The organism is Micromonospora sp. RTP1Z1 (assembly GCF_033804685.1).
Lineage (GTDB): Bacteria > Actinomycetota > Actinomycetes > Mycobacteriales > Micromonosporaceae > Micromonospora.
On sequence record NZ_JAPFQV010000079.1, the window covers coordinates 1 to 19,726 of the forward strand.

Consider the following 19,726-nt stretch of genomic DNA (forward strand, 5'->3'; position numbering starts at 1 on the left):
GTTCGTTGTAGTCGCGCATGCGTTGCGGGTAGCCCATCAGGCGGACGTCGTAGATCGGGATGGCCAGCCGGTGGGCGAAGCGACGCGCGCCCTCCGGGCCGTCGATCCGCCGCCGGGTCCACTCGCCGTCGCCGGCGATCAGCATGATCGTGGTCTCGGTGACCGTCGTCCGCGGCTCGATGTAGGCCTCGACGCCCCGCCGGGTCTGGACGAACTTCTCGAGGTGGTCCAGGTCGGCGCGGTCGGCAGCCCGGTCACGGCTCGCCACGCTCGTCCGCTTCCGGCGACGGAACAACCCCACTGGACCCTCTTCTCCCCCGTACACCGTCAAAGACGGTGCCAAGCGTACGTGTCCCCGACGTGTCGTTGGGCACCTCACTACGCGCCCTCGAGGTCGGAGTGACAAGATGACCGAGGTGGGGTCTGTCCGTGTCACCCCGCCGTGACCCCCGATGCAGCGACGCGACCTGGGAGTTGGACGTGAGCGAGCCGAACGAAGCGACCTTCGACATTGTCATTCTCGGAGGTGGCAGCGGCGGCTACGCGGCAGCGCTGCGTGCCGCCCAGCTGGACCTCTCCGTCGCGCTGATCGAGAAGGGCAAGCTCGGCGGCACCTGCCTGCACAACGGCTGCATCCCCACCAAGGCGCTGCTGCACGCCGCCGAGATCGCCGACCAGACCCGTGAGTCGGAGCAGTTCGGCGTCAAGGCCGAGCTGGTCGGCATCGACATGGCGGCGGTCAACTCGTATAAGGACGGCGTGATCTCCCGGCTCTACAAGGGCCTGCAGGGCCTGGTCGGCGGCGCCAAGAACATCACCTTCGTGGCGGGTGCCGGCAAGCTGGTCGGCAAGAACGTCGTCGAGGTGGACGGCAAGCGGTACACCGGCCGCAACGTCATCCTGGCCTCCGGCTCGTACGCGAAGAGCCTGCCCGGCCTGGAGGTCGACGGTGAGCGGATCATCACCAGCGACCACGCGCTGACCCTGGACCGGGTCCCGTCGTCGGTGATCGTGCTGGGCGGCGGTGTGATCGGCGTCGAGTTCGCCAGCGTGTGGAAGTCCTTCGGCGTGGACGTGACGATCGTCGAGGCGCTGCCCCGCCTGGTCGCCGCCGAGGACGAGGAGTCGTCGAAGGCGCTGGAGCGCGCCTTCCGCAAGCGGAAGATCAACTTCAAGGTCGGCAAGCCGTTCGAGAAGGTCGAGAAGACCGACAACGGCGTGAAGCTGACCATCCAGGGTGGCGAGACCGTCGAGGCCGAGCTGCTGCTGGTCGCGGTCGGCCGCGGCCCGAACACCGCCAACCTCGGGTACGAGGAGCAGGGCGTCAAGATGGACCGCGGCTACGTGCTGACCGACGAGCGGCTGCGCACCAGCGTGCCGAACGTCTACGCGGTCGGCGACATCGTGCCCGGCCTCCAGCTCGCCCACCGCGGCTTCGCGCAGGGCATCTTCGTCGCCGAGGAGATCGCCGGCCAGAACCCGGCCGTGATCGACGAGGCCGGCATCCCGCGGGTCACCTACTCCGACCCGGAGCTGGCGTCGGTCGGCCTGACCGAGGCGAAGGCCAAGGAGCAGTACGGCGACAAGGTCAAGACCTACAACTACAACCTCGGTGGCAACGGCAAGAGCCAGATCCTCAAGACGGCCGGCTTCGTGAAGCTGGTGCGGGTGGAGGACGGCCCGGTGGTCGGCGTGCACATGGTCGGCGCCCGGGTCGGCGAGTTGGTCGGCGAGGCGCAGCTCATCTACAACTGGGAGGCGTACCCGGCCGAGGTGGCGCAGCTCGTGCACGCCCACCCCACGCAGACCGAGGCCCTGGGCGAGGCGCACCTGGCCCTCGCCGGCAAGCCGCTCCACGCGCACGCCTGATCACGACAACCGCGGCGTCCGGCGACGGGCGATGATCCCACCAGGGGAATGAAGGAGTCTGGAGAAAATGCCGGTATCGGTCACCATGCCACGGCTCGGCGAGAGCGTCACCGAGGGCACCGTCACGCGCTGGCTCAAGCAGGAGGGCGACACCGTCGAGGTCGACGAGCCGCTGCTCGAGGTCTCGACCGACAAGGTGGACACCGAGATCCCGTCCCCCGCGGCGGGCGTGCTGAGCCGGATCGTGGTCGGTGAGGACGAGACCGCCGAGGTCGGCAGCGAGCTGGCCGTCATCGCGGGCGAGGGCGAGTCGGCCGGCGAGGCCGCCCCGCAGCAGCAGGCGGCCCCGGCCGAGCAGGCCGCGGAGGCCGCCGCGGAGCCGCAGGCCGAGGCGGAGCAGCCGGCGGTCGAGGAGCCGACGACCCCGGCCGCCGCCCCGGCGCCGTCGGGCGAGGGCACCCCGGTGAAGATGCCGGCCCTGGGTGAGAGCGTCACCGAGGGTACGGTCACCCGCTGGCTCAAGCAGGTCGGCGAGACCGTCGAGGTGGACGAGCCGCTGCTGGAGGTCTCCACCGACAAGGTCGACACGGAGATCCCCTCGCCGGTGGCCGGCACCGTGCTGGAGATCAAGGTCGCCGAGGACGAGACCGCCGAGGTGGGCGCCGACCTGGCGATCATCGGCGCCGCCGGCGCCGCGCCGGCCCAGCCGAAGCCGGAGCCCAAGCCGCAGCCGAAGGCCGAGGCAAAGCCCGAGCCGAAGCCGGAGCCGAAGGCCGAGGTCACGCCGGAGCCCAAGGTCGAGGAGCCGACCCCGGGCATGTCGTACAACCAGCCGGCGGCCGAGGCGGAGACCGCCGCGCAGCCGGTGAAGGCCGAGCAGGCGGCCCAGCCGGCCGGGCCGACCCCGACCCCGCAGCGCCCCTCCGCCCCGGTCCAGGGCGGCGGCGAGGAGGCGGCCGGCTACGTGACCCCGCTGGTGCGCAAGCTGGCCAGCGAGCACGGCGTCGTCCTCTCCTCGGTCAACGGCACCGGCGTCGGCGGGCGGATCCGCAAGCAGGACGTGCTGGAGGCGGCCGAGAAGGCCAAGGCGGCCAAGGCCGCGCCGGCCGCGCAGCCGGCCGCCGCCCCCGCCGCGGCGGCCCCGGCCAAGCCGGCCGCCAAGCCGCAGCCGAGCACGAAGCGCGGCACCACCGAGAAGCTGCCCCGGATCCGCGCGGCCATCGCCAAGCGGATGCAGCAGTCGCTGCACGAGATGGCGCAGCTCACCACGGTGATCGAGGTTGACGTCACCAAGATCGCCAAGCTGCGGGCGCAGGCGAAGGACTCCTTCCAGCAGCGGCACGGCGTGAAGCTGTCCTTCCTGCCGTTCTTCGCCCTCGCCGCCGTCGAGGCGCTGCAGACGTATCCGATCGTCAACGCCCGGATGGACCTGGAAGCCGGGACGATCACCTACCCGGACTCGGAGCACCTCGGCATCGCCGTGGACACCGAGCGGGGCCTTCTGGTGCCGGTCATCCACAACGCCGGCGACCTCAACCTGGGCGGCATCGCCAAGCGGGTCGCCGATCTGGCCGAGCGCACCCGGACCAACAAGATCAGCCCGGACGAGATCGCCGGGGCGACCTTCACGCTGACCAACACCGGCAGCCGGGGCGCGCTCTTCGACACCCCGATCGTGCCGTCGCCGCAGTCGGCGATGCTCGGCACCGGTGCCGTGGTCAAGCGCCCGGTCGTGGTGAACGACCCGGAGCTGGGCGAGGTCATCGCGGTCCGGCAGATGGTCTACCTGGCCCTGTCCTACGACCACCGGCTGATCGACGGCGCCGACGCTGCCCGCTTCCTGGTCGCGGTCAAGGAGCGGCTGGAGGCCGGCAACTTCGAGGCCGAGCTGGGCCTGTAACACCCGCGAGAAAAGGGGCGCCCCGGTCACCTCGACCGGGGCGCCCCTTCGCCGTTTCCGGGCCGGTCAGCCGCGCAGGTGCTCCTCGGAGACCTGCCAGAGCCGCTCGGCGGCCTCCGGGTCGCGGGCGTACGGGGCGTATCCGGTGCGGGTGCCGGACTGGTTCGGCCCGGCCTCCTGGCAGTCCTCGAAGTACCGCCCGCCGACGCCGTCGAGCAGCGGCGAGGTGGCGACCAGCACCGAGGTCGCGGCGCCTTGTTCGGTGTTCTTCCAACTGGGCGTCGTCCCGCCCCCGCTCTCGGCGCGCAGCCGGGCGAGGTCCTCGTCGGTGACGTAGCGCTGGAGGTTGGTCCGGATCGCGCCTGGCATCAGGGCGTTGCTGAGGATGCCGTCGTCCGCCCAGCGCCGGCTGATCTCGACGGCGAAGAGCACGTTCGCCGTCTTGGACTGCCCGTACGCCGCCCAGGGCTCGTACGGCCGCTGTTGGAAGTGGATGTCCTCGAACACCACAGGTGAGCGCAGGTGCGCCGACGAGCTGACCGAGACGATCCGGGCGCCGCCGGCCGCGGCCAGGGCCGGGCGCAGCCCGGTGGCCAGGGCGAAGTGACCCAGGTGGTTGGTGGCGAACTGCATCTCCCAGCCCTGCGGGGTGCGCATCTCGGGCGAGGCCATGATGCCCGCGTTGTTGACCAGGATGTGCAGCGGGCCATCCCAGGTCCGCACGAAGGCGGCCACCGACGCCAGGTCGGCGAGGTCCACCGGGGCCACCAGGATCCGGTCGTTGCCGGTGGTGCCGGTGATGTCGGCGGCGGCCTGCTGACCGGCGTCGATGCTGCGTACGGCGAGCGTGACGTCGGCCCCGGCGGCGGCGAGCGCGCGGGCGGTCTCCACGCCGATGCCGGACGCGCCGCCGGTGACGACGGCCCGGCGGCCGGTGAGGTCGACGCCGCGCACCACCTCCATCGCGGTGGTCTCCCGGGAGTAGGGCGTGCTGACGGGTGTGCTGGTGGTCATGATCCATCCTTGTCGGTGGCGACGCGGACGCCCGGTCCGGCCGCTACAATGAGAATCGGAGGATCCTCCGTTACGGTCGAGACTAACCGGAGGTCCCTCCGTTTGCCAACCCGACCGCGCCTCGGCCGGTCGCCCGAGGAGGAGACGTGCCCGACAACGGCCCCCGACCGCTGCGCGCCGACGCGCTGCGCAACCGGCAGCGGCTGCTGGACGCCGCGGTACGCGCGTTTTCCCACGCCGGGCCGGAGGTAACACTCGACTCGATCGCCAAGGAGGCCGGAGTCGGCATCGGCACCCTGTACCGGCACTTCCCCACCCGGGAGGCCCTGGTCGAGGCGGCCTACCGCAACGAGCTGACCAAGCTCTGCGACGCCGCGCCGGAGCTGCTGGCCAGCCTGCCGCCGGACCAGGCGGTCCGCGCCTGGATGGACCGTTTCGTCGACTACCTCTCCACCAAGCGGGGCATGGCCGACGCGCTGCGGCTGGTCATCGCCTCCGGCGCCAACCCGTACGCGCACAGCCGGGACCGGCTGGTCGCCGCGCTCGGTCTGCTGCTGGGGGCGGGCAGCGCGGCGGGCACCGTCCGGGCCGACATCGCGCCAGCGGACGTGCTGGCCGGCCTGAGCGGGGTCTCCCTGGTCGCCGGCGAGCCCCACCAGCGCGAGCAGGCCGGCCGCCTGCTCGACCTGCTGATGGACGGCCTGCGCCGCCGCCCGCCGGGCTGATCGGATTCGCGTCCGTGACCGAGCGGGCGCTGACAGACTCGGTCGGTGAGCGGTCACGGGTTGCGGCGAGGCCTCGGGCCGGCGGTCGCGGTGGCCCCCGGGGCCCGGGTGGACCGGTTCGAGATCTTCTTCGACCTGGTCTTCGTCTTCTCGTTCTTCATCATCACCCGGGCCACCGCCCTGAACATCACCGGCGGGGCCCTGCTGCACGCGCTGCTGGTGCTCGCCGTGCTCTGGTGGTCCTGGGTGGTGCACAGCGTGGTGGCCACCCGGGTTCGACTGGGTGAGGGCTTCGTCCCGGTGCTGATGACCGTCGGGATGGCGGCCCTGTTCACCTTCGCACTGTCGCTGCCGCAGGCCTTCCGCGATCCGCGCGGCAACGCCGCCGGTCCGACAGTGGCGGCGGCCAGCTACGTGGTGATCCGCGTCGTGCACCTCTCGCTCTACCTGTACGCCGTCTGGGACAGTCCGAACGAGCGCCGGCAGCTGATCCGCTTCATCCCGGAGGTGGTGTTCAGCACGCTCCTGCTGCTCGCCGCCGCGCTGATCCCGCCGAACCTCGACCACGCCGCCTCGGCGGCGCTGGTGCGGGACTCGCTGTGGGCCGGGGTCGTGCTGCTCCAGTACAGCACCGGAATCATCGCGGGCACCTGGGGCTGGGGCGTCACCTCGGCCGAGCACTGGACCGAGCGGTACGACCTGATCCTGATCATCGCCCTCGGCGAGTCGGTCATCTCCGTCGGTGTGGGCAGCAACCTGCTCGGCCAGCCCCCGACCTGGCCGGCGGTGACGGCGGCGGTGCTCGGCATCTTCTTCACCGCCGCCCTCTGGTGGGTGCACTACGACATGATCGGGCCGGCCGCCCGGATCGCCCTGCACGCCGCGGAGGACGGCCCGAGGGTCGCCATGGCCCGGGACGCGTACGCGTACTGCTACCTACCGATGATCGCCGGGATCATCCTCTTCGCCCTGGGCGCCGAGCAGATCGTGCACCAGATCACCACCCCGAACGTGCCCACCCACGTACCGGCCCACGGGCCCGGCGAGCCGCTGCTCTTCGGCGGGGTGATCTGCTACCTCTGCGGCAACATGCTGTTCCAGCTCCGCACGCTGCGCACCCTCTCCTGGACCCGGGTCGGCACGGTGCTGCTGCTGGCCGCGAGCATCCCGGTGGCCAACCGGCTGCCGGCGCTGGCCGCCCTCGCGCTGCTCACCGCGATCTGCGTCGGGCTGATGGCGACGGAGGTGGTGGTCTTCGGCGAGCAGCGGCGGGCCCTGCGGGCGCTGGTCTTCGAGGAGCGGACCACCCACGAGGCGCACGAGGCCGCCTACCGGGCCCGATGGCACGAGCCGGCGCCCGGCGAGCCGTCGACGTGACCCAGCTTCGTACGAGCCTCGACTCCCCCGGCGCCGACCTCCGGTCGTCCCCGGACCTGCGCGCCCACTGCCTGGGTTTCTGTACGGCGCTAACCCGCCACCACGGCGGCGAGGACGGCCGCCGCGCTCAACCTGGTGAACCGGGAGCCGGGCGACATCGTGGAACTGCTTGGCGTCCCGCTGCCCGAGGATGGGACGCCGACCACGGATCCGAGGGGGACGGAACGACCATGACCACCGACACGATCACCGCCGCGGCGGCGGGCACCTGGCGCCTGGGCGACCTGACGGTCAACCGGATCGGCTTCGGCGCGATGCGGCTGACCAGCAACGCCGACGGGAGCCCGAGCGACCGGGACCGGGCGACCGCCGTGCTGCGCCGCGCGGTCGAGCTGGGCGTCAACCACATCGACACGGCCGCGTTCTACTTCTCACCGCTGCGGTCGGCCAACGAGCTGATCAACCGGGCGCTGGCCCCGTACCCGGACGACCTGGTGATCGTCACCAAGGTCGGGCCGGGCCGGGACCCGTCCGGCGAGTGGCTGCCGATGGCCCGGCCGGACCAGCTCCGCGTCCAGGTCGAGGAGAACCTCCGCCAGCTCGGCCGGGACCACCTGGACGTGGTCAACCTCCGGGTGTACGGCCCGGAGCCCCTCGCGGAGCACTTCGGCGCGCTCGCCGAGCTGCGCGACGCCGGACTGATCCGCCACCTCGGCGTCTCCGCCATCCGCCCGCACCAGCTCGCCGAGGCGCAGTCCGTCGCGCCGGTGGTCTGCGTGCAGAACTCGTACGGCCTCGGCTACCGCGCGGGCAACGACCAGCTGCTGCGGGACTGCGCGGCGCAGGGCATCGCGTTCGTGCCGTTCTTCTCGCTCGCCACCAGCGGGCGGGAGGCCGGCGCGAGCGGTGCCGAGCACGACGAGGTGCGGGCCGCCGCCCGGGAGCACGGGGTGACCCCGGCCCAGGTCCGGCTGGCCTGGACACTGCACCGCGGGCCGAACGTGCTGGCCATCCCGGGCACCGGCAACCCGGAGCACCTGGTCCAGAACGTGGCCGCCGGCGGGCTGCGCCTCACCGCCGACGACCTGGCTCGCCTGGAGGCCGTGCACCAGTCCGCCTGAGCTCGCCGGTCGGGCTAGGATTCGCCGGTCAGCAGAATCGGCGGGTCCGGGCTGGCCGCGCCGCGGCGAACGCCGGATGCTGGGCCGATGGCGATCTTCTCCGTTCAGGCCCGTCCCGCCGACGCCCCGAGCTGGCTCGACCTGGCCCGTCGGGTCGAGGCCGCCGGCTTCGACGCCCTGCTGGCCTCGGACCACCCCGGCCACGGCGCGTCGCCGTTCGTCTCGCTGGCCGCCGCGGCGGCGGTGACCTCGACGCTCGGCCTCGGCTCGTACGTGTCCAACGCCGGCGTTCGCGAGCCGATCCTGCTCGCCACCGACGTGGCCACCCTGGACGTGGTCTCCGGCGGCCGGGCCCGCCTCGGCCTCGGCGCGGGCCACACCCCCGCCGAGTGGCGGGCCGTCGGCCGCGAGCGGCCCGACGTCGCCGCCCGGGTACGCCGCTGCGTGGCCGTCGCGGAGGCGGTCCGGGACCTGCTGGCCGGCGGGGAGGTCACCGTGGACACCCCGGAGCTGGTCGCCCACGCGGCCCGGCTGACCGAGTTGCGGCCCGTCCAGGGCCGGGTCCCGCTCACCATGGGTACGGCGAACTCGACGCTGCTGCGCTGGGCCGGTGCGCACGCCGACGTGGTCGGCCTGACCGGCTTCGGCCGTACCCTCGCCGACGGGCACGCACACGACGTGCGGTGGCGGGCCGACCAGATCGAGGCGCAGCTCGCGCACGTGGCGGTCGGGGCCGCCGGCCGGGCCGCGCCACCCGCGCTGGAGGCCCTGGTCCAGCAGGTGGTGATGACCGACGACGCGGAGGCCGCCGCCGCACGGACCGCCGCCGACACCGGCCTGACCGTCGCCGACCTGCTCGCCACCCCGTTCGTGCTGATCGGCACGGCTGACGAGATCGTCGCGGCGGTCGCGGAACACCGGCGCCGCTGGGGCATCACCCGCTTCGTCGTACGCGCCGCTGCCGTCGACCCGCTGGCTCCGCTGCTCCCCCGCCTGGCGGCGCTGGGCTGACCCCGCAGCTTTCCCACCTGGCGGCGCTGAGCTGACCCGGCGCGGCCCGGGCCGGGCGGCGCCGGGCGTGTCGGGTGCCGACATGGGTGTGCCAGCGAGCGATATGACTGGCAGGCATATTTATGACTGACAGGTATATCGCTCTCAGGACTGGTGCTGCCCGTCCGGCCGCTCGGCGACGAACACCCCGACGCCCTGCACACCCTCAACCAGACCCTCGGTCCTGAGCGCAAAGATGGCTTGCCGGACGACGATGGTCGAGACTCCGTGCTCCTGACAGAGCTGAGCCGTGGACGGGAGCTTGTCTCCCGGAGCGAGTTCACCGGACGCGATCTGCCCACGGATGTGGTCGGCGAGCTGCGCCCATTTGGCCTTGGCGGGCATCTGTTCTCCCTGGTCTGCACCGCCATTTGAGCACGCACCGACTTCACATGGCAACCGATGCCCGCTCATGCCTTGCTTTGTATAAGCGCATATGTGATGCTGCTTCCGGCTGGCTCCCTGGTCTGCAAACCGGAGCTGGTCGCCCTGTAAAGCCACCCGGCCGGCCACTCCCCCGGTAGTCGGCCGGGTGCCACCCCTGCCCGCGACCTGGTGTCGGCGGGCCCGTGAGCAGGCCCGGGGCGGGTGCCGGGCGCCGGCAGCACATGCCGACCCCGCCCGTCCCGGCGCCGCACGACGAGGAAGGCGGAGCAGCGTGCAGCCTGTGGTCGATCAACCGGTGGACGCGGTGGAGAAGGTGCTCGGCGAGCTGCCGGTGCCGTGGTTCGTCACGGCGGAGGACGTCCGGCTCGCCGTCCGGGCGGTGGTCGTGCACGTCCCCGAGGAGTGGCCCACCGGTCCGCTGTGCCGCAGCGACCGGACCCCGTACCCCTGCCTGCTGCACCGCTGGGGGCGGCGGGTGCTGCGGTCGCGCGGCCTGCCCGACGAGGTGGTCGACGAGCTGGTGGCGCGCGGCGACCAGCGGGCGCGCGTACCGGATCGATGGTGCTGACGATGTGGCCGCGACGGAACGCGAAGCCGGTGCCGCTCGCGCCCCGCCACCGGCGGACCTGGCGGGGCGGACGGCGCTGGTGCTCGTGCGGCCTGCGCTGGGCCGCCTGCCCGGACCGGCACGCCCCGGTGCCGACCGAGCCGCCCGCCCCGCCGCCCAACACCCGCTGGCGGGACGAGGCGACCCGGGCGAACCCGCAGGTCGGCCGGGTCGGCCGACTCACCCCGGCGCAGGCCTGGCGGGCCAACGGCGGTCGCTGGTGAGCAGGCCGCCGCACACCGCCCTCCGGCCGCTCTGGCTCTGCCGGGCCTGCGCCGCCCCCTGGCCATGCGCGACCGCCCGCCTCACCCTGCTCCGCGAGTACGCCGACGACCGGGTGACGCTGCTGATCTACCTGGGCGGGATGCTGCACGACGCCGCCGGCCACCTGCACACCCTGCACCCGCACGCCGGGCCCGAGCCGGGACAGCTCTTCGAACGCTTCCTCGGCTGGGCGATCCCCCGCCGGCCGAGTCTCAACGGGGACGCTTGACGGCTACGACGGTGGCACCAATCCCGACCAGACGGGCCGCGACCCCGAACGGGGCGATGGAGGTGGACCGGCTCTACGAGTCGCCGTTCACCGAGATCGCCCCGCACGGGCCGGACGGACTCTTCCCGTCCGACGACATCGACCGCATCGTCTCGATCCTCAACTCCGTCCGCGCCACCGCCGCGCCCGTGCCCGAGGTGGCATAGCGGGATCGTCGACGAGCGCACCTTGTAGCACCAAACGGTAGACTGCCGCTGTGGCCGAGCATGCTCCCCGCGAGATCACGCAGCGTGAACTGCGAAACGACTCTGGTGCGATCATGCGTGGAGTCGAACGCGGGGAATCCTTCACGATCACCCACAACGGCACCCCCATCGGCCGGCTGATCCCGATCCGGCGGCGTACGTTCGTCCCCCGGGCTGAGGTCATGGCGGCCTTCGCGACGTCGCCCGTACTCGACGAGTCTCGATTCCGCGGCGACCTCGACGCCGCGATGAACCAGGACCCGTCGACTTCGCCGGGCTGAACGACCTCCTGACGGTGCGAGCGGTACGCCGCCCGAGCTAGGAAGGCCCGCCAGTCAGGGGCAGCGAACCTTTTCGAACGAACGTACGATCCGACAGGTGATCGATGGACGTTTCGAGCTGCCGCCGACCGCGGACGAGCGCACCCTGCTGGACGCCTTCCTCGACTACCAACGCCAGGCGCTGGTGCGGAAGTGCGCCGGGCTGACCGACGAGCAGCTTCGCCGGCGGGCGGTGCCGTCGTCCAACGTCTCCCTGCTCGGCCTGGTCCGGCACCTGGCCACGGTCGAGCGGTGGTACTTCCAGGCGGTGATCGACGGGAACTTCCCGGGCAGCGTGTTCACCCGCACCGACGACCGGGACGAGGACTTCAACGACGTCGAGCGAGCCACCGGCGCGGAGACCTTCGCGATCTGGCGGGCGGAGGTCCAGGCCTCCCGACGGATCGCCGCCGCCCGCCCGCTGGACGCCGTCGGCCGGTCCCCCGACACCGGGCTGGAACGCTCGCTGCGCTGGGTGCTCACCCACATGATCGACGAGTACGCCCGCCATCTGGGCCACGCCGACATCATCCGCGAGGCGATCGACGGCCAGACCGGCGAGTGACGGGCTGATTCATCCACGTCATCAGCTTCGTAGCGCACGAGCAGGCATGTCCTCCCGGGCCGGTCGGCGGCGAAAGCCGCCACGGCTGGTTTCGACGCAACGCATCCAGGACGGGCTCCGTATTCGAAGATATGGTCATGCGGATCCTCATGGCCGGCTCGTCCGGCTTCCTCGGCACCCGGCTGGTCGACCGGCTCACCTCGGACGGGCACCAGGTCACCCGACTGGTCCGTCGGCCGGCGCGCGCCCCTGACGAGCGGCAGTGGAGCCCGTCCGCCGCGCAGCTCGACCCGGCGGTGGTCGCCGAGGCCGACGCGGTGGTCAACCTGGCCGGCGCCGGGGTCGGCGACAAGCGCTGGACCGACGACTACAAGAACCTGATCCGGTCCAGCCGGGTGGACACCACCACGACGCTGGCCATCACCATCGCCGGGCTGTCGGCCGCGGACCGACCCTCGGTGCTGCTCAACGCCTCCGCCGTCGGCTGGTACGGCGACACCGGCGACCGGACGGTCGAGGAGGACGCCCCGGCGGGCGAGGGCTTCCTGGCCGACGTCTGCCGGGTCTGGGAGGCCGCGACCCGGCCGGCCGAGGATGCCGGCGTACGCGTGGTGCGGCTGCGCACCGGGCTGCCGCTGCACCGCGACGGCGGGATGCTCCAGCCGCAGCTGCTCCCGATCAGGCTGGGCCTCGGCGGGCGGCTGGGCAGCGGTCGGCAGTGGTGGTCCTGGATCTCGCTGCGCGACTGGCTGGGCGCGGCGGCGTTCCTGCTGGACCGGGACGACCTCGCCGGCCCGGTCAACGGGGTCGGCCCGGACCCGGCCACCAACGCGGACTTCACCAGGGAGTTGGCCCGCCAGCTGCACCGCCCGGCGATCATCCCGATCCCGGCGCTGGCCCTGAAGGTGGCCCTCGGCGGCTTCGCCCAGGACATCCTCGCCAGCACCCGCGTCCTCCCCGGCGTCCTCACCAAGGCCGGCTTCAAGTACCGCCACCCCGACCTCCCCTCCGCCCTGCACGCCGCGCTGACGGAGTGAGCGCAATCAGCAGCCGATGACCCAGTAGCTGGGGCCGGTCTGCTTGAGGGTGCTGGTGTAGAAGGTGTTGTACAGGCCCATGTTCTGGTTGCTGCCGAGGGCGTAGGCGTAGCCGCCGGACTGGTAGGCGCGGCCGGCGGTCACGTGGGCGTAGTTGCTGGCGGTGACGCAGACCGGGGAGGCCGTCGGGGTCGGGGACGCCGTGGGGCTGGGGCTGGCGGTGGCCGTCGGGCTGGGCGTGACCCCGCCGTCGAGGCCGAAGAAGAGCGCGTCCCGGTACGTCGAGCAGATGGTGTCCAGGAAGTACGACGTGGCGGTGCCGCATTGGTCGGTCGCCGAGCCCGGGTCGACCGGCGTGCCGTGCCCCATCCCGGAGACCCGGTAAAGGCGGACCGCGTCGTTGCCGTACACCTCGAGGCTGGTGCCGGCGGGCAGCGACGCGGTGCTGGTCGGGGTCTGCGAGACGCCGAGCACGTTGGTCCACTGGTCGCGGGACTCGGTGGCGTTCATCGGCACGACGGTGGTGTCCGAGGTGCCGTGCCAGATGGACACCCGGGGGCGGCGGCCGGTGTAACCGGAGTAGGCGGCGCGGACCAGGTCACCCCAGGCCGCCGGGGTCTTGTCCACCCCGCTGTACTGGCAGGTGCTAGTCGACGCCGGCGGCGAGCAGCGGTACGGCAGCCCGGCGATGACCGAGCCGGCGGCGAAGACGTCGGGGTAGGTGGCGAGCATGACCGAGGTCATGGCGCCCCCGGCGGAGAGCCCGCTGACGTAGATCCGGTTGCCGTCCAGCCCGTACGTGGACTTCGCGTAGTCGACCATCTGCTTGATCGACAGCGCCTCGCCCTGGCCCCGGTTGATGTCCCCCTCGGTGTACCAGTTGAAGCAGCTCAACGACTGGTTGGCCGACGACTGCTGCGCCACGATCAGGGCGAACTTCCACAGGTCGGCGTACTTCTGCCAGCCGGAGTTGGTGAAGTAGCCGGAGGCGTTCTGAGTGCAGCCGTGCAGCAAGACGACGGCCGGCGCGTTCGCCGGCAGGCCGTCCGGACGGTAGGCGTACATGCTCAGGTTGCCGGGGTTGGAGCCGAAGCCGGTCACCTGGGTGAGCGTGGCGGCCTGGGCGGGCACGGCGGCGGCGAGCGCGGCGGCCGCGGCCAGCACGACCGCGGCGGCCGCGCCGGCGAGCCGGGTGCGGAGGGATGAGGAGCGGCGCACGGCGACCTCCTGGATGCGGATTGTGAACTGGGTCACCCCCGCGTTGCCGAGACGTTACGTCCTTGTTTCACCTCGCCAACATGGCCGAGGCAACCACATTTGTCGATGCCGGGATATGGCCGGAGCGGACGTGGCGAAGTGAGGTTTCGTGTCTGACCGGCGGGTGCAGGTCAGGTTGGTAACGTCCGCTGCGTGCCGACCTCCCCGTCCCTGGCCACCGACCCGTCGCCCGGCTCCGCGCCCGTCACCCGGGACCGCCGGGCCGACCTGATCGTCGTGCTGGCCGCGCTGGCCCTGGCGCTCTGGGTGACCAGCGGCATGTGGCGGGACCCGAACACCCGGACGATCACGGTCAACTCCAGCGACCAGGCCCTCTTCGAGTGGCTGCTGGCCTTCGGCGGGCACTCGCTCACCCACGGGGAGAACCCGCTCTTCACCCACCTGATCAACGTCCCGGACGGGGTGAACCTCGCGGTCAACACCTCGATCACCGCGTACGCCTGGATCTTCGCCCCGCTGACGTACCTGATCGGGCCGCCCGCGACGTTCCTGGTGATCCTCACCCTCAACCTGGCCGCCACCGCGCTGGCCTGGTACTGGCTGCTCAGCCGGCACCTGGTGCGCAGCCGGCTGGCCGCCGCGGTCGGGGCGCTGTTCATCGGCTTCTGCCCGGCCATGGTGTCGCACGCCAACGCCCACCTGAACTGGACCGCCGGCTGGCTGGTGCCGCTGCTGATCTGGGGCGTGTTCGCGCTGCGCCGCCCGGGCAACGCGGTACGCGGCGGGGTGCTGCTCGGCGTGCTGGTGGCGGTCGCCTTCTCGATCGCCGCCGAGGGGCTCTTCTTCACCGCCCTCGCGCTCGCCCTGTTCCTCGCCCTCTGGGCGATGCAGCCGTCCCGGCGGGCCGAGGTCCGCGCCGCCCTGCCCGCCTTCCTGCGCGGGCTCGGGGTGACCGCGCTGGTCGCCGGGGTGCTGCTGGCGTACCCGCTCTGGCTGCACTTCGCCGGGCCGCAGCGCTTCCACGGCACCGGCTTCGACCCGCTCATCCACTCCGAGGACATCGCCGCCTACGGGTCGTTCCCGCGCCGGTCCCTCGCGGGCTGGGCCGGGCTGGGCACCTCGCTGGCGCCGAACCCGACCGAGGAGAACTCCTTCTTCGGAATCCCGCTGCTGCTGCTCGCCGTCGCCTGCTTCGGGCTGCTGTGGCGGCGCGCCGACCGGGCGTTCCGGGCCACCCTCTGGGCGCTGGCCGTCACCGCGATCGTCTTCGCGGTGCTGTCCTGGGGGCCGACGGCCAAGTGGAACGGCCGGCGCACCGACCAGCTGCTGCCGTTCGGGGTGCTGGACAACCTGCCGGTGGTCAACGCGGCGCTACCCTCCCGGCTGGCGCTGGTCGTGGCGCCGGTGATCGGGCTGCTGCTGGGGTACGCGATCGACCAGCTCCGGGCCCGGCCGCCCCGGCACCGCTCCACCGAGCTGGCCTGGGCGCTCGGCTTCGCCGCAGCGCTGCTGCCGCTGCTGCCCACCCCGCTGCTGACCAGCGTCCGCGAGCCGATCCCGGCGTTCATCACCGCCGGCACCTGGAAGCAGCACGTCTCCCCCGGCGGGGTGCTGACCCCGCTGCCGCTGACCGTCGACGTCACGCCGGACGGCCAGCGCTGGCAGGCGTACGCGCTGGCCCACCGGCAGGGTGAGTTCCGCATCCCGGCGGGCTTCTTCCTCGGCCCCGGCGGCCCGGACGGCCGGGGCCGGATCGGGCCGGTGCCGCGCACCTTCGACTCGCTGATGGACCAGGCCGGGCGGACCGGCCTGGCGCCGATCATCACCGTCGGCAGCATCCGGCAGTCCCTGGCCGACCTGCACTACTGGCACGTCGAGGCGGTGGTCCTGCCCGACCGGGTGCACGGCGCCAAGTACGACATCGACGAGGACGCCCTCCGCCGCACCGCCACCGCCCTCCTCGGCCCCCCGCAACGCGTCGACGACGTCTGGCTCTGGAAGGTCCCCCCGCCCTGACGCGACGAGGCTCACGCGGCCCACCGACGGTCGGCGGGGCTAGGGTGAGTGGGTGAGCGTGACGACTTCCGGTGTGACCCCTGTTCGGGCCGGGCTCCTCGACTACCAGGCCGCGTGGGACGAGCAGCGCCGGCTGCACGAGGCCGTGGTGGCCGGCGAACAGGGCGACACCGTGCTCCTGCTGGAGCACCCCAGCGTCTACACCGCCGGCAAGCGCACCGAGCCGTGGGACCGCCCGATGGACGGCACCCCGGTGGTCGACGTGGACCGCGGCGGCAAGATCACCTGGCACGGGCCGGGGCAGCTCGTCGGCTACCCGATCGTCCGGCTGCCCGACCCGGTGGACGTGGTCGCCTACGTGCGCCGCACCGAGCAGCTGCTGATCGACGTCTGCGCCGAGTTCGGGCTGACCGCCGGCCGGGTCGAGGGACGCAGCGGCGTCTGGGTGCCGGAGGACGACCGCGGCCCGGCCCGCAAGGTCGCCGCCATCGGCATCCGGGTGGCCCGGGGGGTCACCCAGCACGGCTTCTCGATCAACTGCGACTGCGACCTGTCCTACTACGACCGCATCGTCCCGTGCGGCATCCGGGACGCGGGCACCACCTCGCTCACCGCCGAGCTGGGCCGCCCGGTCACCGTCGCCGACGTGCTCCCGGTCGTCGAGCGCCACCTGCCCACCCTCGTGCAGGTCTAGAAATTCGTTCCGCCGTGGTGTCCCGGGGGACACCGGGCCGATCGTCCCTATGGTGAAGGCCGGCGACCAAGCCCGGCCACGGACCGCAGGAGGCGACCATGCCCACCTACATCGCTCTGACCTACACCGCCGACGTCGACTGGACGCGCCCGGAGTACGCCGAGGAGATGAAGGAGTACAACGAGTTCGGGGCTGCCGCGGCGGCGGTGCTCCGGGGCGGCAACGCGCTCTACCCGACCTCGACCGCGACCACCGTGCGCGTCTCCGGCGGCAAAGGCGGTGAGGTCCTCACCAGCGACGGCCCGTACGCCGAGACCAAGGAGGCGCTGACCGGCTTCTACCTGCTGGAGTGCGCCGACCTGGACGAGGCGGTCAAGGTTGCCGCGACGATTCCGGCGGCCTGGGCCGGCGCGGTCGAGGTCCGGCCGGTCATCCAGTTCTGAGGTGACGTCGGTGCTGGCCGGTGACGCGACGCGGGTCGGGGACGGCCCGCCCGCGGCGGCCCTGGCGCGGCTGGTCCGCGAGGAGCAGACCCGGATCCTCGCCACGCTGATCCGCGTCACCGGCAGCGTCGACCTCGCCGAGGACGCCACCCAGGACGCGGTGGTGCGCGCCCTGGAGACCTGGCCGCGCGACGGCGTACCGGAAAATCCCCGCGCCTGGCTGCTGGTGGTGGCCCGGCGGCGCGCGGTCGACCTGATCCGCCGGGAGGCGCGCCGGGCCGGGAAGGAGGTGGAGGCCGTGTCCCTGCTCGACCCTGCCCCCGAGGATCTCGAGTCGGTCCGGGACGACCTGCTGCGGCTGATCTTCACCTGCTGCCACCCGGCGCTGTCGCTGGACGTCCAGGTGGCGCTCGCGCTGCGTACCCTCGCCGGGCTCTCCACCGCCGAGGTCGCGCGCGGCCTGCTGGTGCCGGAGGCCACCATGGCCAAACGGCTCACCCGGGCCAAGCAGAAGATCGCCCAGGCCCGGATCCCCTACCGGGTGCCCGCGGCCGAGGAGCTGCCCGCCCGGTTGAGCGGGGTCGCCGCCACTGTCTACCTGATCTTCAACGAGGGGTACGCGGCCGGGGCCGGCGACGATCTGCTCCGCTCCGCCCTGACCGGTGAGGCGATCCGGCTGGCGCGGTTGCTCGCCGAGCTGATGCCGGACGAGGCCACCGTGCTCGGCCTGCTCGCCCTGCTACTGCTCCAGGACTCCCGCCGGGCCGCCCGCACCGACGCCGACGGCCGGCTGCTGCTCCTGGCCGAGCAGGACCGCTCGCGCTGGGACCCGGCACTGGTCACCGAGGGGGTCGAGCTGGTCGGCCGAGCGCTGCGCCGCACCCCGCTCCACCCCGACCGGTACGTCGTCCAAGCTGCCATCGCCGCCTGCCACGCGCTCGCGCCGGCGTACGACCGGACCCCGTGGGACGCGGTGATCTCCTGGTACGACGTGCTGCTCGCCGTGCACGACTCCCCGGTGGTCCGACTGAACCGGGCGGCGGCGGTCGCCGAATGGGACGGCCCCGCCGCCGGGCTCGCCTTGGTCGAGACGATCGACGGGCTGGCCGGGTACCCGTGGTGGCACGCCACCCGGGCCGAGCTGCTGCGCCGCCTCGACCAACCGGCCGAGGCCGCGGCCGCGTACGACCGGGCGCTGGCGCTCGGGATGAGCGGACCGCAGGCCGACCACCTGCGCCGACGACGGGACGAGCTGCCCGGCTGACCGCGTACCCTCGTGCGGTGCGGATCGATCTCGTCACCCTCGTCGTCGTCGACTACGACCCGGCCATCGACTTCTTCACCGAAGTGCTCGGCTTCGAGCTGGCCGAGGACAAGCCCTCGCTCACCAACGACGGGCGGCCGAAGCGCTGGGTGGTGGTCCGCCCGCCGGGCGGGGGGACGGGGCTGTTGCTGGCCCGCGCCGACGGCGAACGGCAGGAGGCGGCGGTCGGCGACCAGACGGCCGGCCGGGTCGGCTTCTTCCTCCAGGTCGACGACTTCGAGGCCACCTACCGCCGGATGCGGGAGGCCAACGTCGAGTTCGTCACACCCCCGCGCACCGAGCCGTACGGCCGGGTGGCGGTCTTCCGCGACCTCGCCGGCAACCCGTGGGACCTCCTCGGCCCCGCCTGACCGCGCAGGCAGGTGTGGACTCGGTCTCAACCCGATTGACCGCCCGTCCCCGGGAAGGGTTGGCTGCTGTCGAGACGAGGCGCCGACGGAAGGACCCCCGATGACCGACGTGCTGTCGATGCAGCAGCAGATCGCCGACGAACTCCAGGTGGCGGCGACCTTCGACGCCGCAGGGGAGATCGAACGCCGGGTCGTCTTCCTCGCCGACCGCCTGGTCGACACGGGGCTGAAGGCGCTGATCCTCGGCATCAGCGGCGGGGTGGACTCCACCACCGCCGGTCGGCTCTGCCAGCTCGCGGTCGAACGGGCCCGCGACACCGGCCACCCGGCGACCTTCGTCGCGATGCGGCTGCCGTACGGGGTGCAGGCCGACGAGCACCACGCCCAGGCCGCACTGGAGTTCATCCGGGCCGACCGGGTGCTGACGGTCGACGTCAAGCCGGCCGGCGACGCCGCGCTGGACGCGCTGGTGGCGGGCGGGCTGACCTTCCGGGACGCCGCCCAGCAGGACTTCGTCCACGGCAACGTCAAGGCCCGTCAGCGCATGATCGCCCAGTACGCGGTGGCCGGGGCGATGGACGGGCTGGTCGTCGGCACCGACCACGCGGCCGAGGCGGTCACCGGCTTCTTCACCAAGCACGGCGACGGGGCGGCTGACGTCGTACCGCTGACCGGGCTGACCAAGCGGCGGGTGCGCGCGATCGCCGCGGCGCTCGGCGCCCCCGCCGAACTGGTCGGCAAGGCGCCCACCGCGGACCTGGAGAGCCTCGACCCGGGCAAGCTCGACGAGGACGCGCTCGGCCTGGCGTACGAGCACATCGACGACTATCTGGAGGGCCGGCCGGTCCCGGCGGAGGTCGAGCACGCGCTGGTGGCCCGCTACCGGGCGACCGACCACAAGCGCCGCCTGCCGGTCACGCCGTAGGAAACCGGTGGGCCGCGTCGGCCCGGCCGTCGCCGGGCCGACGCGT

General features: G+C 72.8%; 23 protein-coding genes. 19 read left to right on the plus strand and 4 right to left on the minus strand.

Annotated features, from left to right (window positions below):
• Positions 1 to 301: hypothetical protein (locus SLP03_RS27980; RefSeq protein WP_319463635.1), on the minus strand; the 301-nt coding region annotated here is incomplete at its 3' end.
• A gap of 179 nt (positions 302 to 480) precedes the next feature.
• On the opposite strand from SLP03_RS27980, the gene lpdA reads away from it, so the two are divergent.
• Positions 481 to 1,869, plus strand: coding sequence for a dihydrolipoyl dehydrogenase (lpdA, locus tag SLP03_RS27985; protein ID WP_319463636.1), 1,389 nt, complete (start codon positions 481 to 483; stop codon positions 1,867 to 1,869).
• Between the two features lie 67 nt (positions 1,870 to 1,936).
• Positions 1,937 to 3,769: a 2-oxoglutarate dehydrogenase, E2 component, dihydrolipoamide succinyltransferase gene (gene sucB, locus SLP03_RS27990; protein ID WP_319463637.1), complete on the plus strand. Its 1,833-nt coding sequence runs from the start codon at positions 1,937 to 1,939 to the stop codon at positions 3,767 to 3,769.
• A gap of 66 nt (positions 3,770 to 3,835) precedes the next feature.
• Here the strand turns inward: sucB and SLP03_RS27995 are convergent, their stop codons facing one another.
• Positions 3,836 to 4,783 carry an SDR family NAD(P)-dependent oxidoreductase gene (locus SLP03_RS27995; protein WP_319463638.1) on the minus strand — a complete coding sequence of 316 codons (948 nt, stop codon included), beginning with the start codon at positions 4,781 to 4,783 and terminating at the stop codon, positions 3,836 to 3,838.
• A 146-nt stretch (positions 4,784 to 4,929) separates the two neighbouring features.
• Here SLP03_RS27995 and SLP03_RS28000 point away from each other — a divergent pair, with 146 nt between their 5' ends.
• From SLP03_RS28000 to SLP03_RS28015, 4 genes are all read left to right on the plus strand, one after another.
• Positions 4,930 to 5,508, plus strand: a complete 579-nt coding sequence (locus SLP03_RS28000; protein ID WP_319463639.1) for a helix-turn-helix domain-containing protein — start codon at positions 4,930 to 4,932, stop codon at positions 5,506 to 5,508.
• A gap of 45 nt (positions 5,509 to 5,553) precedes the next feature.
• On the plus strand, positions 5,554 to 6,885 hold the full coding sequence (locus tag SLP03_RS28005; RefSeq protein WP_319463640.1) for a low temperature requirement protein A: 1,332 nt from the start codon (positions 5,554 to 5,556) through the stop codon (positions 6,883 to 6,885).
• A 230-nt stretch (positions 6,886 to 7,115) separates the two neighbouring features.
• A complete protein-coding gene (locus SLP03_RS28010; RefSeq protein ID WP_319463641.1) occupies positions 7,116 to 8,006 on the plus strand; it encodes an oxidoreductase in 891 nt (296 codons plus the stop codon).
• Between the two features lie 87 nt (positions 8,007 to 8,093).
• Positions 8,094 to 9,017: an LLM class flavin-dependent oxidoreductase gene (locus SLP03_RS28015; RefSeq protein ID WP_319463642.1), complete on the plus strand. Its 924-nt coding sequence runs from the start codon at positions 8,094 to 8,096 to the stop codon at positions 9,015 to 9,017.
• 144 nt (positions 9,018 to 9,161) lie between these two features.
• Here SLP03_RS28015 and SLP03_RS28020 read toward each other — a convergent pair whose 3' ends face one another.
• Positions 9,162 to 9,401, minus strand: a complete 240-nt coding sequence (locus SLP03_RS28020; RefSeq protein WP_319463643.1) for a winged helix-turn-helix domain-containing protein — start codon at positions 9,399 to 9,401, stop codon at positions 9,162 to 9,164.
• Between the two features lie 322 nt (positions 9,402 to 9,723).
• Between SLP03_RS28020 and SLP03_RS28025 the strand changes: the two genes are divergently transcribed.
• The 7 genes from SLP03_RS28025 (at position 9,724) to SLP03_RS28055 (ending at position 12,710) form a co-directional block, all read left to right on the plus strand.
• Positions 9,724 to 10,011, plus strand: coding sequence for a hypothetical protein (locus SLP03_RS28025; protein WP_319463644.1), 288 nt, complete (start codon positions 9,724 to 9,726; stop codon positions 10,009 to 10,011).
• A gap of 2 nt (positions 10,012 to 10,013) precedes the next feature.
• The gene (locus SLP03_RS28030; protein WP_319463645.1) at positions 10,014 to 10,274 is read left to right on the plus strand and encodes a hypothetical protein; all 261 of its coding nucleotides are present in this window, start codon (positions 10,014 to 10,016) and stop codon (positions 10,272 to 10,274) included.
• Positions 10,271 to 10,543 carry a hypothetical protein gene (locus tag SLP03_RS28035; RefSeq protein WP_319463646.1) on the plus strand — a complete coding sequence of 91 codons (273 nt, stop codon included), beginning with the start codon at positions 10,271 to 10,273 and terminating at the stop codon, positions 10,541 to 10,543. Before SLP03_RS28030 ends, SLP03_RS28035 begins: the two co-directional genes overlap by 4 nt.
• 11 nt (positions 10,544 to 10,554) lie before the next feature.
• Positions 10,555 to 10,749 (plus strand): hypothetical protein, encoded by a 195-nt coding sequence (locus SLP03_RS28040; RefSeq protein WP_319463647.1) that lies wholly within the window; start codon positions 10,555 to 10,557, stop codon positions 10,747 to 10,749.
• 50 nt (positions 10,750 to 10,799) lie between these two features.
• On the plus strand, positions 10,800 to 11,069 hold the full coding sequence (locus tag SLP03_RS28045) for a type II toxin-antitoxin system prevent-host-death family antitoxin (RefSeq protein WP_319463648.1): 270 nt from the start codon (positions 10,800 to 10,802) through the stop codon (positions 11,067 to 11,069).
• A 97-nt stretch (positions 11,070 to 11,166) separates the two neighbouring features.
• Positions 11,167 to 11,673, plus strand: coding sequence for a DinB family protein (locus SLP03_RS28050; RefSeq protein ID WP_319463649.1), 507 nt, complete (start codon positions 11,167 to 11,169; stop codon positions 11,671 to 11,673).
• Between the two features lie 137 nt (positions 11,674 to 11,810).
• The gene (locus SLP03_RS28055; protein ID WP_319463650.1) at positions 11,811 to 12,710 is read left to right on the plus strand and encodes a TIGR01777 family oxidoreductase; all 900 of its coding nucleotides are present in this window, start codon (positions 11,811 to 11,813) and stop codon (positions 12,708 to 12,710) included.
• Between the two features lie 6 nt (positions 12,711 to 12,716).
• Here SLP03_RS28055 and SLP03_RS28060 read toward each other — a convergent pair whose 3' ends face one another.
• Complete coding sequence (locus SLP03_RS28060) at positions 12,717 to 13,928, minus strand: PHB depolymerase family esterase (RefSeq protein WP_319463661.1); 1,212 nt, start codon at positions 13,926 to 13,928, stop codon at positions 12,717 to 12,719.
• 192 nt (positions 13,929 to 14,120) lie between these two features.
• Here SLP03_RS28060 and SLP03_RS28065 point away from each other — a divergent pair, with 192 nt between their 5' ends.
• The 6 genes from SLP03_RS28065 to nadE all read left to right on the plus strand — a co-directional run bounded on the left by SLP03_RS28065 (position 14,121) and on the right by nadE (position 19,680).
• Positions 14,121 to 15,944 carry a DUF2079 domain-containing protein gene (locus SLP03_RS28065; protein ID WP_319463651.1) on the plus strand — a complete coding sequence of 608 codons (1,824 nt, stop codon included), beginning with the start codon at positions 14,121 to 14,123 and terminating at the stop codon, positions 15,942 to 15,944.
• A gap of 52 nt (positions 15,945 to 15,996) precedes the next feature.
• On the plus strand, positions 15,997 to 16,638 hold the full coding sequence (gene lipB, locus SLP03_RS28070) for a lipoyl(octanoyl) transferase LipB (RefSeq protein ID WP_319463652.1): 642 nt from the start codon (positions 15,997 to 15,999) through the stop codon (positions 16,636 to 16,638).
• Between the two features lie 98 nt (positions 16,639 to 16,736).
• Positions 16,737 to 17,081, plus strand: a complete 345-nt coding sequence (locus SLP03_RS28075) for a YciI family protein (protein WP_109948276.1) — start codon at positions 16,737 to 16,739, stop codon at positions 17,079 to 17,081.
• Between the two features lie 10 nt (positions 17,082 to 17,091).
• Positions 17,092 to 18,345 (plus strand): RNA polymerase sigma factor, encoded by a 1,254-nt coding sequence (locus tag SLP03_RS28080; protein ID WP_413644759.1) that lies wholly within the window; start codon positions 17,092 to 17,094, stop codon positions 18,343 to 18,345.
• A gap of 17 nt (positions 18,346 to 18,362) precedes the next feature.
• Complete coding sequence (locus SLP03_RS28085; protein ID WP_319463653.1) at positions 18,363 to 18,755, plus strand: VOC family protein; 393 nt, start codon at positions 18,363 to 18,365, stop codon at positions 18,753 to 18,755.
• Between the two features lie 100 nt (positions 18,756 to 18,855).
• Positions 18,856 to 19,680 (plus strand): ammonia-dependent NAD(+) synthetase, encoded by an 825-nt coding sequence (nadE, locus tag SLP03_RS28090; protein ID WP_319463654.1) that lies wholly within the window; start codon positions 18,856 to 18,858, stop codon positions 19,678 to 19,680.
• Positions 19,681 to 19,726 lie beyond the last annotated feature (46 nt).